This window comes from Mucilaginibacter lutimaris (assembly GCF_042676625.1).
In the GTDB taxonomy this organism is placed as follows: Bacteria; Bacteroidota; Bacteroidia; order Sphingobacteriales; family Sphingobacteriaceae; genus Mucilaginibacter; species Mucilaginibacter lutimaris.
The window spans coordinates 66831-82067 of sequence record NZ_JBHTIA010000026.1; the positions used below are offsets into that span (position 1 = coordinate 66831).

A 15237-nucleotide genomic window follows, 5' to 3' on the forward strand; every position below is an offset into this window, starting at 1 on the left:
TTGCGGTTCAATTTTAAACTGTCAAATTAACATCTAAACTACCATGAGAAAAACTTTGAGAAGTACTTTTGTGCTGGCGGCTATGTTTGCAAGCGGTTATGCCCATGCGCAGGCTACAAAAGCCCCCGCGTATCCGCTTGTAACGCATAACACCTATTTCAGCATATGGTCTAACACCGACAATCTTAACGAGAGTACCACCCATCACTGGACAGGTAAGAACCAGTCGTTACTGGGTTTAATAAAGGTTGATGGCCAAACCTACAGGTTTATGGGCCAGCAGCCGGTTTCGTACCGTACTGTCTTGGCCGATGGCGACACAAAGCCTTATACCGTTAAATACACCGAAGTGATCCCTGCCGATGGTTGGGAAAAGCCTGGTTTTGACGATAAAGCATGGAAAACCGGTACTGCTCCGTTTAGCGACGATCCATCGCAGGCCAAAACGCTTTGGAAAAGCCGCGATATTTTTGTGCGCCGTACTTTTAACTATACCAAGTCGGCACCTATAAATAAGCTGAAACTGCTGCTTCATCATGATGATGATGCCGAGGTGTTTTTGAATGGCGAACGAATAAATATCAGCCATGGCGCTAACGGCGATCTGTTGCCGGTAGAAATTAACGAAAGTGTTGCAGGCAAACTAAAAGAAGGTGAGAACGTACTGGCCATGCATTGCACAAATACAGGCGGCGGCGCCTGGCTTGATGCCGGCTTTGCAGACGAAGTTAAACCTGTCGACATTAAAAGCGTTAAAACCGCGCGCCAAACAGGTGTACTTATTAATGCCACCCAAACCATCTATTCATTTACCTGCGGCGATGCCGATTTGAAAGTAACTTTCACCTCGCCGCTGTTGATGGATAACCTTAACCTGCTTTCTCGCCCGGTAAGCTATGTAACTTATAGCGTAAAGGCAAATGATGGTAAAAGCCACAATGTAGAGGTGTATCTGGGCGCATCGGCAAATTTAGCCCGTTATAAGTCAAACCAACCGGTTATCGCTCAAAAACTTACATCAGGTAATTTGGCATTGCTAAAAGTTGGCACCAAAGAGCAACCCATCCTGCAAAAGAAGGGTGACGACATGCGGATAGATTGGGGATACTTATATGTAGCCGCGCCTTTAGCATCTAATGCCTCGCAGTACATCACAACTGATGCTGAGGCTATAGCTTCATTCGTTAACAGCAAGAAGATCTCTACCACCACTGGCGGTACATCTGTGTTCTTAAACACAATTATACCTTTTGGTAAGGTTAGCAGCGCTGCGGTAGAGAAATTTGTAGAGCTTGGATATGATGATATTTATTCGGTACAGTACTTTGGTAAAAACTTAAGGCCATGGTGGAACCGTGATGGAAAGAAAACCATCACCGGCGAACTTAAACAGGCTGCTATGGATTATAAAACCATTATGGCAAAGTGTAAAGCGTTTGATAATGCCATAAATGTAAAAACATCCGCTGCGGGTGGGTTAGAGTACGCTAAACTTTGCGCTATTGCCTACCGCCAGGCTATTGCGGCGCATATCCTTGCACGAAGCCCTAAAAACGAAGTGCTTTGGTTATCTAAAGAGAATTTTAGCGGTGGCTTTATTAATACCGTTGATGTTACTTATCCATCGGTGCCATTATTCTTGATCTACAACCCTAAGCTGGCCGAGGGCATGCTGAATGGTATATTTGAGTTTAGCGAAACAGGCAAATTCAAGCATCCGTTTGCCGCACACGACTTGGGTACTTATCCGTTTGCCAACGGCCAAACCTACGGCGAGGGTATGCCGGTAGAGGAGTCGGGCAATATGCTGTTGCTAACCGCCGCCATAGCCAAGGCAGAAGGTAACGCCTTATTTGCTAAAAAGCATTGGGCAACCCTCACCACCTGGACAAACTACCTGATCAAGGAAGGCCTCGACCCGGCAAACCAACTTTGTACAGATGACTTTGCAGGCCACCTGGCGCGCAATGCCAACTTGTCGTTAAAAGCCATTAATGGTATTGCTGCTTACGCCATGCTCGCCGACATGCTTGGCTACAAAGCTACCGCTGTAAAATACCATGCAACAGCAAAAGATTTTGTTGCCAAGTGGATGAAAATGGCGGACGCGGGCGACCACTACTCGTTGGTGTTTGAAAAGCCCGACACCTGGAGCCAGAAGTATAATTTGGTGTGGGATAAATTGCTTGGCTTAAATATTTTCCCGAAAGAGGTTTATACTAAAGAAATTAAATACTACCTCACCAAGCAAAACGAATATGGTTTACCGCTGGATAGCCGTAAAACGTACACAAAATCCGACTGGATCATCTGGACAGCAACCCTGGCCGATAACCCTGCCGATTTTAAAGCTTTAACCGACCCTATTTACAAGTATGCTATAGAAACGCCTTCACGTGTACCTATCAGCGACTGGCACGAAACTACTAATGGCAAGCAGGTGGGTTTCCAGGCGCGTAGCGTTGTAGGTGGTTACTTTATGAAAGCGCTGGAGCAGCAGTGGCTTAAGAAAAAGTAATAAGATCAAAAATCAATAATTAAACCCGGCGCAATAACATGCGGCCGGGCTTTTCAATTCATAAAAACAAAACCAATTTATAAGCCGCGGTGTTAAACCAATAATTAATTATTGGCGCCTATTGATAAGTTCAAAGAACGGAGGGGCATTAACCACGCATGCATGCCGAAATACAACTACCTGCTTAAAATAATTTTCTTCCTGTTTATAGCTTTAACGGCGGGCAAGGCGCAAGCCCAGTTTACCGATAGCACCCATTATCATACGGCGTTCCTTTCGTCAGGCTCCATCAATAAAACAAATGATGGCACTGCCTACCTGCTTAATAACGCGTTAAAGTTTAATGTGAAAAAGAAAGATGTTTCGCTCAACTTTACTAATAACTGGATCTACGGTAAGCAAAATGGGAATGTAAGTAACAACGACTTCTCTACAGCGTTGGATTTTAACCTCTACAAAACATTTCCGCACTTTTTTTACTGGGGCCTGGCAAATTATAATACCAGCTATTCCCTCAAAATAAATAACCAGTTGCTGGCAGGGGCGGGGATAGCCTATAACTTTTTTGATAGCCCCAATACTTATCTGAATATCAGCAATGGCATCTTGTTTGATAAAAGCGACCTGATGCTGGCCAATAACGTGCGCAACCAATATGAAACCTACCGTAACTCCTTAAGGCTGCAGTTCAGGTTCAATATTCGCGACCGGGTGGTTATCGAGGGCTCCAATTTTCTGCAGAACTCTTTGCAAAGCCAAAGCGATTATATTATCAGGTCTACAACCAACCTGTCGTTTAAGCTGCAAAAATGGCTAAGCCTCACCACCTCGCTTAACTACAACAGGGTTAACCGCACCAACAGCGAGAACCTGCTGTTTACTTATGGCCTTACAGTAGAAAAGTGGTTTTAGCATGAATAGATAAAAGAGCATAAAAAAAACCGTTAAGTTATTCAGTTAACAGCTTTAGAACTACACTTAATGGAATTTCCATAGAGTCGAGCTTAACAATGCTGAAAATTGTTGGTGACGTTTCAATTTTAAAGGGTTTGCTTTAGGGTTGACAGTTATACGTTTTATAGTTCGAGATAACAGAAAGTACCTTGTAAAACTATAGATTTGTTTGTGACTTTCAGAAAGACCGTATCAAGCGAAATTTTAAACAATGATATTTACCCTTCGTTGGATGGCTTGCGAGCTTTAGCGATCATTATAGTGGTTATCCGGCACCTTGACATTTTTTTCTATAACGTATTCAATGGTGGTTTAGGTGTTGATATATTTTTTGTACTAAGTGGTTTTCTGATTACGTCGCTTTGCCTCAAGGAAAAATCTAAAACCGGGTCGCTTTCTCTTAAACGTTTTTACTTGAGAAGAATTTTAAGGATATTCCCTATAGCTTACCTCTACTTGATTTTAGTTATAATATTAAACTTTATCTTCCATCTTGATATAGCCTGGTTTCAACTTGCCGGAGCTGCCCTATTTATAACAAATTTCAGTTATTTTAGGGCAAACTCATTTACCCCTTATACCGGACATTTTTGGTCATTGTCTGTTGAAGAACAGTTTTATTTATTATTCCCTTTTTTGTTAAAAAAACGCACAAATTGGTATTTTGCATTTATACTTTTCATCGTTTTTGTACTTCCTGTCATTTGTTTTCTTCAATCAATCATTCCCAATATTAATACAGGCATTTTATATGCCTTTACGCATTATCTTATAAAATTTCAGGGAATTGGGGTAGGTTGCTTTGTTTCTATTTTAGCGTTCAAGGGAATACTTGATACTACAGCTCTATTCAGGTATAAGTGGGCAGGTAATTTAATTGCTATATTTTTAATTTTTTACATCGGCTATGATGATTTCTATTCAGTTAAAGCTATCTATTTTAACCTAATTATATCCCTTTTAATTGGCTACATAATTATAACCAATTTGACTAAATCTAATGATGTTGTATACTGGTCCTTAAATTGCAAGCCAATGAAATTTATTGGTAAATTGTCTTATAGCATCTATATGTGGCAACAACTCTTTGTTTCCGAATATGCTAGAATGCCAAAGTTTATTACAGCCTATCCCTATAACATTATAGGTATTATATTAATACCTATCGCTTCATATTATCTTTATGAGCGATATTTCCTTAAATTAAAGAATCGCTTCAAAGTCCTATCAAAAAATGCATAATTGTACAAAACATACTTTTTAACATCACTGTAAAAAATAATACCCTTAGGGAAAAACAACCATTTAAAGGGGCACAAAAAAAGCCGCTAACTTATTCAGTTAACGGCTTTAAACTTAGTGCGGAAGAAGGGACTCGAACCCCCACGCCTCGCGGCGCCAGATCCTAAGTCTGGTGCGGCTACCAATTACGCCACTTCCGCGTTTGGTTTTTTAGAGAGTGCAAAGATAGTGTAAAATGCCAAACTTTAAAATTCAATTTCACTTTTTTACTTATCTGCCTCATTACATTGCTGTTAATTTTTCAATAAGCTTTGTAAAGTACTTTGGCGAATACAATAGGCGGCTACCGTACCACGAAAACAGCTCGCCATCTGCCAAAATCACCTGGGCATCGGGCAGCATAGTTTTAAATTCATCAATGTGTTTTTGGGCGAATGGGTAAGGTTCTGATGATAATAAAATAGCATCCGGGTTGGCTGCTATCAGTTCATGCGCGCTTACTTCAGGGTAGCGGTTGGCTGTTAGCACATTCTTAAACCCGCACAAGGTAAGCATAGCGTTTATGAATGTATCCTGCCCGGCTGCCATGTAGGGTTTGCGCCAAATAAAGTAGGCAACGCGCGTTGCCTGGGTTATAGGCTTTAAGCTTGCGAATTGTTTAGCAATGCTATCGGCTAAAGCAACCGCTTCAGGTTGTTTGCCGGTTACTTCGCCAAGCATGGTGATCATGTTAAGCGCGCTATGCAGATCGTTTATATCGCTAACCCAAACAGGGTAGTGGTGCATCAGTTTTTCTACCTGGCTTTGTTCGTTCTCTTCCTTGTTGGCTATGATCAGGTCGGGCTGCAGCTGGTGTATGGCCTCCAGGTTTAATTGCTTGGTGCCGCCTATCTTCATTACGTGCTTTACCTTATCTGCCGGGTGGATGCAAAATTTGGTGATGCCCGCTATCTGCTCATCCAGCTCAAGGTTAAACAAAAGTTCGGTTTGCGATGGCACTATAGAAATAATTCGCCGTGGTGTAGCAGGCAAGCTAACGGCATTATTCATCTGGTCGTAAAATACCGGCATCTGGTAATTCGGCTTTGTTATTGTGCTAAGGTAAAGTAAATTTCAGCCATCAAAAATTAGTAGTTTTGTACCGATGAATTATTTTGAATTTTATAACATCCCGGAATCCTTTAAACCGGACGCCGCACAGATAAAAAAGCAGTTTTATGCTTTAAGCAAACAGTTTCATCCCGATTTTCATGCCAACGCCGACGATGAGAAACAACAGGAAATTTTAGAACTATCTACCCTCAATAACAAGGCTTACCAAACCCTAAGCGATCCCAACAAGGTGCTTGAATACGTTTTAAAGCTGCACGACCTGGTCAGCGAAGGCGCGAAACCATCCTTACCGGCAGATTTTTTAATGGAAATGATGGACATTAACGAACGCCTGATGGAAATTGAGAATGCCGAGCAGTTTGGCGAGATAGGCGCGGAAGTTGCTGCAATTGAGGGCGATATGGCCGAAGAGCTGAACCAGCTAACGCGCGATTACGAAACCCTTAACGATACCGCTAAAGAAGACAGGCTAAATAGCATCGCAAATATTTATTATAGACAAAAATATCTGTTGCGAATTAAAGAGAGTTTAGATACATTTGCAGCCCGCTTCTAAGCAAAAGACTTGCTAAGAAACATGCCCAGCTGGCGGAATTGGTAGACGCGCTGGTCTCAAACACCTGTGGGAAACCGTGCCGGTTCGACTCCGGCGCTGGGTACAAAGCCTGATACGAAAGTGTCAGGCTTTGTTGTTTATAACTATTTAAAGGATGATAGAGATACATTGTGCAATACGTTTACAGCCTAATAGTAATAAACTTTAAGTGGGCAGAAGATTACTATTTGCAATTAAACCTAAATGATTTTTTGCTGTCAAATCATTGTATTTGCCGATCCTATATAGCATACTTAAGTAAGCCCCGCACCGCGGGGCTTTTTTGTATATCAGTCCTTCAAACCTCACTTATCATGAAGGATTTTTCAATAACAGATATGATACAGGCGGCAGCTGCCGTAGGCGCCCTAATTGTGGGCATCGTAACATTACGTTTGGTTTTAGTTACTCTCAAAGCACAATTGGATCTTAACCGCGCTCAATACGATCTATTAAAAATAGAATCAAATAGAGCTGCCCGAGAAATCAGGCCGGTTTTTGTTGCTAAACGTATTAATTCTTCAAAGTCAAGCGCATCTTATGCTATACTCTGCGAGAAAAATATCGCAAGGGACATTACAATATATAGTGAAAATGTGAATTTAATTCATGGTGCAGAATTTAATTCAACATTCAAAAGCCATAGTGAAAAACATTTAAATCCTGGAAACCTATTGAGAGAATATTATATCCATAAAAATGGGGCCGAAACCACAGAGGTCTATCTAATAGTATCATACGAAGACGAGGATGGCCGTGCTTATGCTCAAAGAATCACATTAAAATTTGCTGAAGCTTCTTATGATACTTTAGACCTTGTTCCTTCCAAGATAATTCTGACCGGTTACGATGACTAATACAACCCAACAATGTGCTACCAGTTGGAGGTTCAACACTTTAGCCGCAACGAGCATCTACTAATTTCTTATCTTCAAATTTAATCCAAACCTATCATGAAATATATAACAGTTCTTTTTCAAGCAGCGCCAACCGTCACCAGTTCGGATTCATTTAAAATACTTATACCCACTTTGCTTGGCATTGCATCGAACCTCATTTTTTATTTAATGATAAAAAACGGCGTTGACTCTAAATTAGAAAAGCTCAAAATATCATACTCAGGTATCTTTCAGCAACGCATTGAAATTTACAAAGAGATACTTCGGTACATTATAGATATTCAAAAAAACTTGGAGGTCTTTGAGATGACTTGGAAAGAATCATTTATAACCGAAATTATGCAAGATATTAATGGATTTATAAGATATATAGAAATAAATAAACCATTCATTTCGGAAGAACTGCTTAAAAAAATAGAACTGGTTAAAATTGCACATAAAAAGGCTTTTGATAGCCAGTACTTACTGGTAAAAACGCGGCAATACGTTTCATCTGAACAAATGGCAATCAACTTTAGTAATGCTAAACAAGCCTTTAACAAAATATTTGCTGAGGACTTCAATGAACTTAAAGCAGAAATAGTAAATGAAATGCGGGCCTATCTTGTCTCCAACGAAAAATAAAAAACCCACCAACGTGCTACCGAGTGGCGGGTCCAATTATCAGCCGCATAGCGGCACTACGAATGCTGTTTGTCAATAAAGAACGTACCGCTGATTAAGTGTTGGAACCGCTCAAGTTTTTTCACCCCAACTTCTCCCTCAACCACTTCCTTACCGGTTCGTCATACCATTTCAGGGCGGCGTAGGCTAAGGCTATAGCGCCAATCAAAATAAGTAAGGCATAAGGCCATACATCGGCAAGTGTTACGCCTTTATGGTTGCTTATCCAGGCTACGTAAAAGTACACCAGCGGATAGTGCACCATGTAAAGCGGGTAGGAGATCTCGCCTAAGAACTTGCAAATTTTGTTCCCGGTTTGGGTGTGTATGGCGCCGCCGGCACCCAGGTAGACTATCAGCGGGAAAACGATGATGATGCAAATGGTTTCATATACCCCGTTCATCCATAAATGCTCCGCGCCGCCTATGCGCGGCATATAAAGTATTATTGCCAATAAAAGGCTGCACCATAAAAATGCGTTTTTAATTGGAATGGGTTTTATCACGCGTGACAGTAACAACCCCGCGAAGAAGGGAAATATGGTACGGGTAAAGCCGATGCGCATCTGTGGCACGTTCAGTGTCCAGCCGCCGCTAATGTCGCCATTGGTGATGGCCAGGTGGGCGAGTGCGATAGCGGCGATGCCTACCAGGATGCTTAAGGCCATTTTAGAGAACTTACGGATCCATACGGCGTAAAGTATATTGGCAATATATTCAAAAAACAACGACCAGCCCACGCTATTCAGCGGGTGCATTTCTTCCCAGCCGCGTATATCGAGTGATAGCGGTACGGGCAAAATAGTGTAACCCACCAGCATCACCAGCAGCATCTTCCATACAGGAGTGGTGTGGATGAGCGGCCATATGGCAGAATCGGTAAAGTAAAAACCTATGGCGCCGAGGGTCATCCCCAAAACCACCATGGGCTGCAAGCGTATGATACGGCGTTTGAAGAAATTGCCAGCCGTCATTTTAGGCCAGCGGTCGTCATACGCGAAGCCCATCACAAAGCCGGACAGTAAAAAGAAGAAATCGACAGCGAGGTAACCATGATTTACCAGCTTATCCAAGTTACTGGTTGATAATGGCTCGGCCAGGTGAAACGTAACAACTATTATGGCTGCCACACCACGCAGGCCGTCTAATATAGAGTAGTGCGGCTTAGTGGCCAGCTGGTTGTTGTTCATTTAAAGGTTATTGATTAATCCAGCGTAAAATATAAAAAAGAACGTAGCCGTTTAAATTTAAAAGATTTTTGATAAGATAAATTGACTTACTGGCCTCTAAGCATAATAATTAATTTGATCATGTTGGTGGCAGCATTTTGTCAGTAAAAAAATCTGGAGATATTGATTATAAACAGATTGCAAAAAATAGGCTGGTTGTGCAAACGTGAACGTGAACACCGGGCCACTTTTTTTAGTGCGTATTAAGAGTTAATACGCGGGTTCAATAAACACTTTTAACAGTGCTTTCAGAGTCGTAAGTTTGTTCTGCACCTTAACTACCATCTATGCCCTTTTTAACCCGCATATCATTACCTCCACTTAAGGATGGCAGTTACCTGCAGCACATTCCCAGCCTCAACAACGGCTTACAGCTTAAGCTGGAAAGTAACGTTACGTTTTTTGTGGGCGAGAACGGATCGGGGAAATCCACTTTATTGGAGGCTATTGCTGAGCAATGCGGCTTTAGCCTGAGGGGCGGCAACCGTAACCATAATTTTAATGTGGGTTATAGGTTCCAGGGTTATGAATCGGCACTGGCAGCCCATTTGCAACTGACGTGGAACCCGCGCCGGGTAAGCGAAGGCTTTTTTATGCGGGCCGAAAGCTTTTTCAATTTCGCATCTTACATTGATGAATTAGCCGAGGACGACAGCCGGATCCTTAGCGCCTACGGCGGACGCTCGTTACATGAGCAATCTCACGGCGAATCGTTCCTGGCATTGTTCAACAACCAGTTCGAATCAGGTATCTATATTTTGGATGAGCCCGAGGCAGCGCTTTCGCCGGCACGCATCCTGGCATTTATCTCGGTGATCAACCAATTGGATAGGAGTGGCCGCGCGCAATTCATTATTGCTACACATTCGCCTATTTTAATTTGTTATCCGGGCGCTACCATCTACCAGTTTGATGAAGATGGCGTACGCGAAACTACTTACCGGGATACCGAGCATTTCACGCTTACCAAATCATTCCTCGATAATCCTGAAGCGTATTTAAGGCACCTGATGGAAGATTAGCCTATTTGGCAAACTCTCCAAAGTGCCATAATACGCCGCTTGGGTCGTGCACAAAGCATTCTTTGCCCCATGATTCCGTTCTGATAGGGGTTACACGTGCGCCTTCATATTTATCAGGCAGGTTCAGGCCGATAAGCTCTTTATAAAACCTTTCTACATCGTCAACCTCCATAAAAAGCATGGTGTTATCTATCCAGTCTTTCAAATAATATTTTTGCAGGTAGAACGCGAGCGAGCCACTTTTAAAAACCGACATATCTGCCGATAATACAATTTCTTCAAACCCCAGGTCGCGGTAAAAGCTGCGCGATACTTCATAATCTTTTGCGCCAATAAACGGGCGCAGGGAAATACCTTTGTGTTCCATATAATTTAAACTATCGTGATATAATCATCTTCTATTAAAGCTTCGCCGCGGTAACGGCGGATAAGCTGTGCCGTGGCCACCACATCTTTTTGGCAATAAGTGCAAATACGCGGCAGGTCATCTTCTACCCAGTAGACATGGCCAACCTGGCTGCCATCAATATCGTCTTTAGAGGTAGGGATATTAAAGATGGCGGTGAGCAGGCTTAAGGATGTGTAATTTTTATAATCACCAAATTTCCACAGTTCCATGGTGTCTAGGTGCGGTATCTCCCAGGGCTTTTTACTCTGTATCTGCAAGTGCGGCGGGAACTGTACACCGTTAATGAGCATGCGCCGGCAAATATACGGCAGGTCAAACTCCTTGCCGTTATGCGCGCAAAGGATCAGGCTTAGGGGCTGGCCGCTCAGCATCCTGCTAAAATCCTGCAGCAGTTGCTTTTCATCATGATCGGCAAACGACTTTATCCGCAAACCGGGGTGGTTGCCGCCGCTATTGGTGAATATGCCTACCGAGATACAAACTATCTTACCAAACTCGGCCCAGATACCCGCTCGTTCATAAAATTCTTTTGGGGTTTCGTCCTTACGCTGGTATTGGGATTTATGCGCCCACAGCTCCTGTAGGTTATCGGGCACTTCGTCGTAATTACGGTATTGGGGTACGGTTTCAATATCCAGCACCATCATGTTGCTCAGGTCGTATTGTTCAAGCATGGTACTAAGTTAAATTAATTTGAATTAATTTTTATCGGCTCCCTCTCCTTTGGAGAGGGCCGGGGGGAGGCTCTTATCCAGCACCTCAAAATTTATTTGAAGGGTATTGCCGTTGGCATCTACCAAAGTAAGCCTGTGCTTACCCGGAGCAGGGTTTAAAGCCATTTGGTGATAGGCGCCGCTTTCGCCAACGTATTTATCGTCGAGGTGCCAAAATATCTTCACGCCGCTTTGGCGGTGCGCCGCATTGCAGATCAACCTACCGCGTTTGCCATCGGCCTCAAGCGGTACATAAATTTTAGCGCCATCCTTTGGGTAGATCAGTTCCATTGGGTTTGCCCCGCCCTGTTCGCATCCGGGTGCGAAGGGCGGCAGGGTATGGTACTGGTAATTTTTGGTTTTATAATAATACTCCATCGATGGGGGCAGCACAAACCAGCTTCGATTAATAATATTATCCGGTGAGGTACAATTGCCCGTTACCTGAAATTGCTGATCGGCAGAGAGGTGCACTATTTTATGCCAAGGGCAAACCGGGGCTTTTAACCCGCTTTTGGGCACCAATTGTTCTACCGGGTGCTCGCAATATTGCCCTGCGCGGTAGCCGCTTTCTTTACATACGTTTATTTTTACCATTTCGCCGGTGGGTACGTTAAACCACTCGCGAGCGGCCGGTAGCAGTCGAAAGATATCGAACAACACCGGCGCGGCGGTATGGATGCCTGTTAAGCCTGGGCGGCCTTCGCCATCGGTGTTGCCTACCCATACGCCTACCACATATTTGGGGGTGATGCCAATAGCCCAGCCATCCCTAAAGCCAAAGCTGGTACCTGTTTTCCAGGCTATGCGCTGCGTTGAGCTAAATTGCTGCCAAAGCATTTCCTCGCCGGGGCGCATTACTTCTTCCATAGCCTGCAGGGTGTAATATATAGAGCCGGCGTCTAACAAGCCATTCTTTTCTAACTTAGGTTTTTGTTTAGGCAAAGTCGCATAAACAGGCGCATGGTAATCATCAGGGCTGTAAATGGATGTTTTATTATAATGGTTTAGCACCCTGGCCATATCCGCGTAAGCGCCGCTTAGTTCCCAAAGGGTATTTTCGCCGCCACCCAATATTAAGGACAGGCCATAATGGTCGGCAGGTTGTTTTAAAGTGGTGATGCCGATCTTTTTTAGCTTATCGTAAAAACGTTCGTACTTGTACTGCTGCAGCATTTTAACTGCAGGTATGTTTAACGAACGTGATAGGGCGTTTGACGCGGGCACAGCACCATCATATCCGAGGTCGAAGTTTTCGGGATGGTAACCGGCGATTTGTGTGGGTACATCTGCAATAAGGCTGTTGGGCAGTATCAGGCCATCGTGCAGCATACTGGCGTAAAGCAAGGGCTTTAATGTGCTGCCGGGGCTGCGTGGGGCGTTCACTACATCCACATCGCTTTCCATTTCGGGGTCTTCGCGGTGCGCGATGTTACCGGCGTAGGCGAGGGTTGCCCCGGTCTCAACATCCAAAACAACGGCGGCAATATTGTTAATATCATTAGCCTTTAAAACCTGATGGTGTTTTTCTAATATATCGGTAACCTGTTCTTGTAAATTGCTTTTTATGGTGGTTTGGAGGCGGGTTAAGGCCTGTTTATTGCTTTTAAAATCCGTTTTAAAGCGCTGCAATAAGTGAGGGGCCATTTGCGGCAGGGGCATAGGCTTATCGGGCACGGGCTCAAACTTGGCGAGAGACGCGGTAGTACTGTCTATAATACCTTGTTTAAATAATCTATCAAGCAATAAATTTCGTTTTTTTAGCAGTATCTGCCTGTTTTTGCCCGGGTGTACTAATGATGGCGAGTTTGGTAAAACAGCCAGCGCAGCCATTTCTCCCCAAGAAAGTTTATTGGGTTCGCGGCCAAAATAGCGCCAAGCCGCGGCATCAAGTCCAATCACGTTACTGCCAAACGGGGCGTTACTGGCATACAGGGCCATTATTTCTTTCTTGCTGTAAGTTAGCTCCAGCCGCATAGCCATAAATATCTCGCCAAGTTTATTCCATATAGTGCGATTGTGGCGGGTGCTGAGGCGTATAACCTGCATGGTTAATGTACTACCGCCGCTGGTTACCCGTTTAGCTTTTAAATTCTGCTTAATGGCACGGCCAAAGGCAAGTGGATCTAAGCCCCAGTGGCTGTAAAAGCGCTTATCTTCAAATGCGATGATGCATTTGCTGAACTTTTCGGGCACGGTGGCGTTGTAGGGGAAGCGCCATTGTCCGTCGGTTGCAATAGATGCACCTAAAAGCTGTCCGGCGTCATCATCTATCACAAAAGAAGTGGGGCTACTGAACAATGGTTTTGGCAGGCATAGCGCAAACCATAATATTAAAGCAAATAAAATAGCCATTAATATCATTACTTTTGGCTTTTTGAGGCTTTGCTTTGTTCGCGGTAACATTAAACTGGCATTTTATAATCCACAATGAAAATAGGTAAATTATCAATAATTATCCCGGCTTATAATGAGGGTGGTACCATCCACCTCATTCTGAATAAGATAAAAGACGTGGAACTGATTGATGATATCCAAAAAGAGATCATTATTGTAGATGATTGCTCTAGCGATAATACGGAACAGGCCGTTGCCGATTATAAGGCCCAAAACCCGGTCATCAATATCAGGTACTTTAAACACCTGCAAAATAAGGGCAAGGGCGCTGCCCTTCATACGGGTATAGCGAAGGCTACAGGCGAATATACCATTATACAGGATGCCGATTTAGAGTATGACCCTGCCGAATATAACGACCTGTTAAAACCCATTTGCAATGGATTTGCCGATGTGGTTTACGGCTCACGGTTTATGGGCAGCAACCCCCATCGTATCTTATTCTTTTGGCATACTATAGGTAACCGCTGGTTAACGTTCCTTTCAAATATGATGAGTAACCTTAACCTTACAGATATGGAAACCTGCTATAAGTTATTTGATACCAGGTTGCTGCAATCTATAAAGCTTTGTGAGCAACGCTTTGGTTTTGAGCCCGAGGTAACGCAAAAAGTGGCCCGCATCCCTAAGATCCGCATTTATGAGGTCGGGATCTCGTACTATGGCCGTACTTACGATGATGGAAAAAAAATAGGGTGGAAGGATGGTGTACGCGCTATTTACTGCATTCTTAAATACGGGCTTTTCAATACAAAGTAATGGGTGCACACATATTTAAATTCAAGCAATTTGAGGTTGACCAATCCGGCTGCGCCATGAAGATAAATACCGATGGCGTTTTGCTTGGTGCACTAGCCACTGCAAATAACCCGCAAAGTATTGTTGATGTAGGTACAGGCACCGGTGTAATTGCCCTGATGCTGGCCCAGCGGTTTGCCGTTGCCCACATTGGTGGTGTTGATATTGACCAGGATTCGGCAGAGGCTGCCGACAGAAATTTTAAAGCATCGCCCTTTTTATACCGAGTGTACTCATCTTTTAACACTTTTGAGGGGTATTTTAAAAACTATTATTGGAAAAAACACGACCTCATTGTATCTAATCCGCCATTTCATTTAGATTCTCTTGCTTCGCCGGATGAGCAAAAGCGGTTGGCCAAGCATACCGACGGCTCATTTTTTAAGCAATTATTACGCTGCGCGGATGAATACCTTACAGACACCGGCACCTGCCAACTTATATTGCCTTTGCCAACCGCGGCCCTTGTAAAAGACCTGTTGCCAAAGTATCAGCTGCAATTGCAAAGGGAGATATTTATTAAGTCGTTTGCAGATAGCGCCCCGCACCGTGAAATACTAACGTTTGGCAAAGAGCAAAAAGGTATTGTTGAAGAAGAGTTTGTGATATATGACGCGCCTAAAGTTTACTCGCTGGAATACCAGATAGCGCTGGGCGATTTTTTAACGATATTTTAGCAAATCTAA

The 15237-nt window shown here is 43.5% G+C and carries 14 protein-coding genes and 2 tRNA genes; 10 read left to right on the forward strand and 6 right to left on the reverse strand.

The annotated features are described in order from the left end of the window. Window positions 1-43 precede the first annotated feature (43 nt). From ACFQZI_RS20680 to ACFQZI_RS20690, 3 genes are all read left to right on the forward strand, one after another. Window positions 44-2518 (forward strand): glutaminase family protein, encoded by a 2475-nt coding sequence (locus tag ACFQZI_RS20680; RefSeq protein WP_377145914.1) that lies wholly within the window; start codon window positions 44-46, stop codon window positions 2516-2518. Between the two features lie 162 nt (window positions 2519-2680). Further along, complete coding sequence (locus ACFQZI_RS20685) at window positions 2681-3430, forward strand: DUF481 domain-containing protein (RefSeq protein WP_377145916.1); 750 nt, start codon at window positions 2681-2683, stop codon at window positions 3428-3430. A 213-nt stretch (window positions 3431-3643) separates the two neighbouring features. Then, on the forward strand, window positions 3644-4714 hold the full coding sequence (locus ACFQZI_RS20690) for an acyltransferase family protein (protein ID WP_377145918.1): 1071 nt from the start codon (window positions 3644-3646) through the stop codon (window positions 4712-4714). 118 nt (window positions 4715-4832) lie between these two features. Here the strand turns inward: ACFQZI_RS20690 and ACFQZI_RS20695 are convergent. Beyond that, window positions 4833-4914: transfer RNA gene (locus ACFQZI_RS20695), tRNA-Leu, on the reverse strand. A gap of 82 nt (window positions 4915-4996) precedes the next feature. Further along, entirely contained in the window at window positions 4997-5785 is a 789-nt protein-coding gene (locus ACFQZI_RS20700) for an ABC transporter substrate-binding protein (protein WP_377145919.1), read from the reverse strand. A 73-nt stretch (window positions 5786-5858) separates the two neighbouring features. On the opposite strand from ACFQZI_RS20700, the gene hscB reads away from it, so the two are divergent. The 4 genes from hscB to ACFQZI_RS20720 all read left to right on the forward strand — a co-directional run bounded on the left by hscB (window position 5859) and on the right by ACFQZI_RS20720 (window position 7945). Then, window positions 5859-6383, forward strand: a complete 525-nt coding sequence (gene hscB, locus ACFQZI_RS20705; protein ID WP_377145921.1) for a Fe-S protein assembly co-chaperone HscB — start codon at window positions 5859-5861, stop codon at window positions 6381-6383. A 23-nt stretch (window positions 6384-6406) separates the two neighbouring features. Next, window positions 6407-6486 (forward strand) — tRNA-Leu (locus tag ACFQZI_RS20710). Window positions 6487-6736: 250 nt separating this feature from the next. Continuing rightward, window positions 6737-7279 (forward strand): hypothetical protein, encoded by a 543-nt coding sequence (locus ACFQZI_RS20715; RefSeq protein WP_377145923.1) that lies wholly within the window; start codon window positions 6737-6739, stop codon window positions 7277-7279. 96 nt (window positions 7280-7375) lie between these two features. After that, window positions 7376-7945: a hypothetical protein gene (locus ACFQZI_RS20720; protein WP_377145925.1), complete on the forward strand. Its 570-nt coding sequence runs from the start codon at window positions 7376-7378 to the stop codon at window positions 7943-7945. A 121-nt stretch (window positions 7946-8066) separates the two neighbouring features. Here the strand turns inward: ACFQZI_RS20720 and ACFQZI_RS20725 are convergent, their stop codons facing one another. Further along, window positions 8067-9173, reverse strand: a complete 1107-nt coding sequence (locus ACFQZI_RS20725; RefSeq protein ID WP_377145927.1) for an acyltransferase family protein — start codon at window positions 9171-9173, stop codon at window positions 8067-8069. Window positions 9174-9499: 326 nt separating this feature from the next. On the opposite strand from ACFQZI_RS20725, the gene ACFQZI_RS20730 reads away from it, so the two are divergent. Beyond that, window positions 9500-10234 carry an AAA family ATPase gene (locus ACFQZI_RS20730; protein WP_377145928.1) on the forward strand — a complete coding sequence of 245 codons (735 nt, stop codon included), beginning with the start codon at window positions 9500-9502 and terminating at the stop codon, window positions 10232-10234. A 1-nt stretch (window position 10235) separates the two neighbouring features. Here the strand turns inward: ACFQZI_RS20730 and ACFQZI_RS20735 are convergent, their stop codons facing one another. The 3 genes from ACFQZI_RS20735 to pbpC are packed head-to-tail and all read right to left on the reverse strand — an operon-like array spanning window position 10236 to window position 13711. Then, window positions 10236-10601 carry a glyoxalase gene (locus ACFQZI_RS20735; protein WP_377145930.1) on the reverse strand — a complete coding sequence of 122 codons (366 nt, stop codon included), beginning with the start codon at window positions 10599-10601 and terminating at the stop codon, window positions 10236-10238. A gap of 5 nt (window positions 10602-10606) precedes the next feature. Further along, window positions 10607-11317, reverse strand: a complete 711-nt coding sequence (locus tag ACFQZI_RS20740) for a 3'-5' exonuclease (RefSeq protein ID WP_377145932.1) — start codon at window positions 11315-11317, stop codon at window positions 10607-10609. Window positions 11318-11341: 24 nt separating this feature from the next. Continuing rightward, window positions 11342-13711 (reverse strand): penicillin-binding protein 1C, encoded by a 2370-nt coding sequence (gene pbpC / locus ACFQZI_RS20745; protein WP_377145933.1) that lies wholly within the window; start codon window positions 13709-13711, stop codon window positions 11342-11344. A 75-nt stretch (window positions 13712-13786) separates the two neighbouring features. Between pbpC and ACFQZI_RS20750 the strand changes: the two genes are divergently transcribed. Together ACFQZI_RS20750 and ACFQZI_RS20755 are read left to right on the forward strand one after the other, a co-directional pair. Next, a complete protein-coding gene (locus ACFQZI_RS20750; protein ID WP_377145935.1) occupies window positions 13787-14512 on the forward strand; it encodes a glycosyltransferase family 2 protein in 726 nt (241 codons plus the stop codon). Continuing rightward, complete coding sequence (locus ACFQZI_RS20755; RefSeq protein WP_377145937.1) at window positions 14512-15228, forward strand: tRNA1(Val) (adenine(37)-N6)-methyltransferase; 717 nt, start codon at window positions 14512-14514, stop codon at window positions 15226-15228. Before ACFQZI_RS20750 ends, ACFQZI_RS20755 begins: the two co-directional genes overlap by 1 nt. Window positions 15229-15237 lie beyond the last annotated feature (9 nt).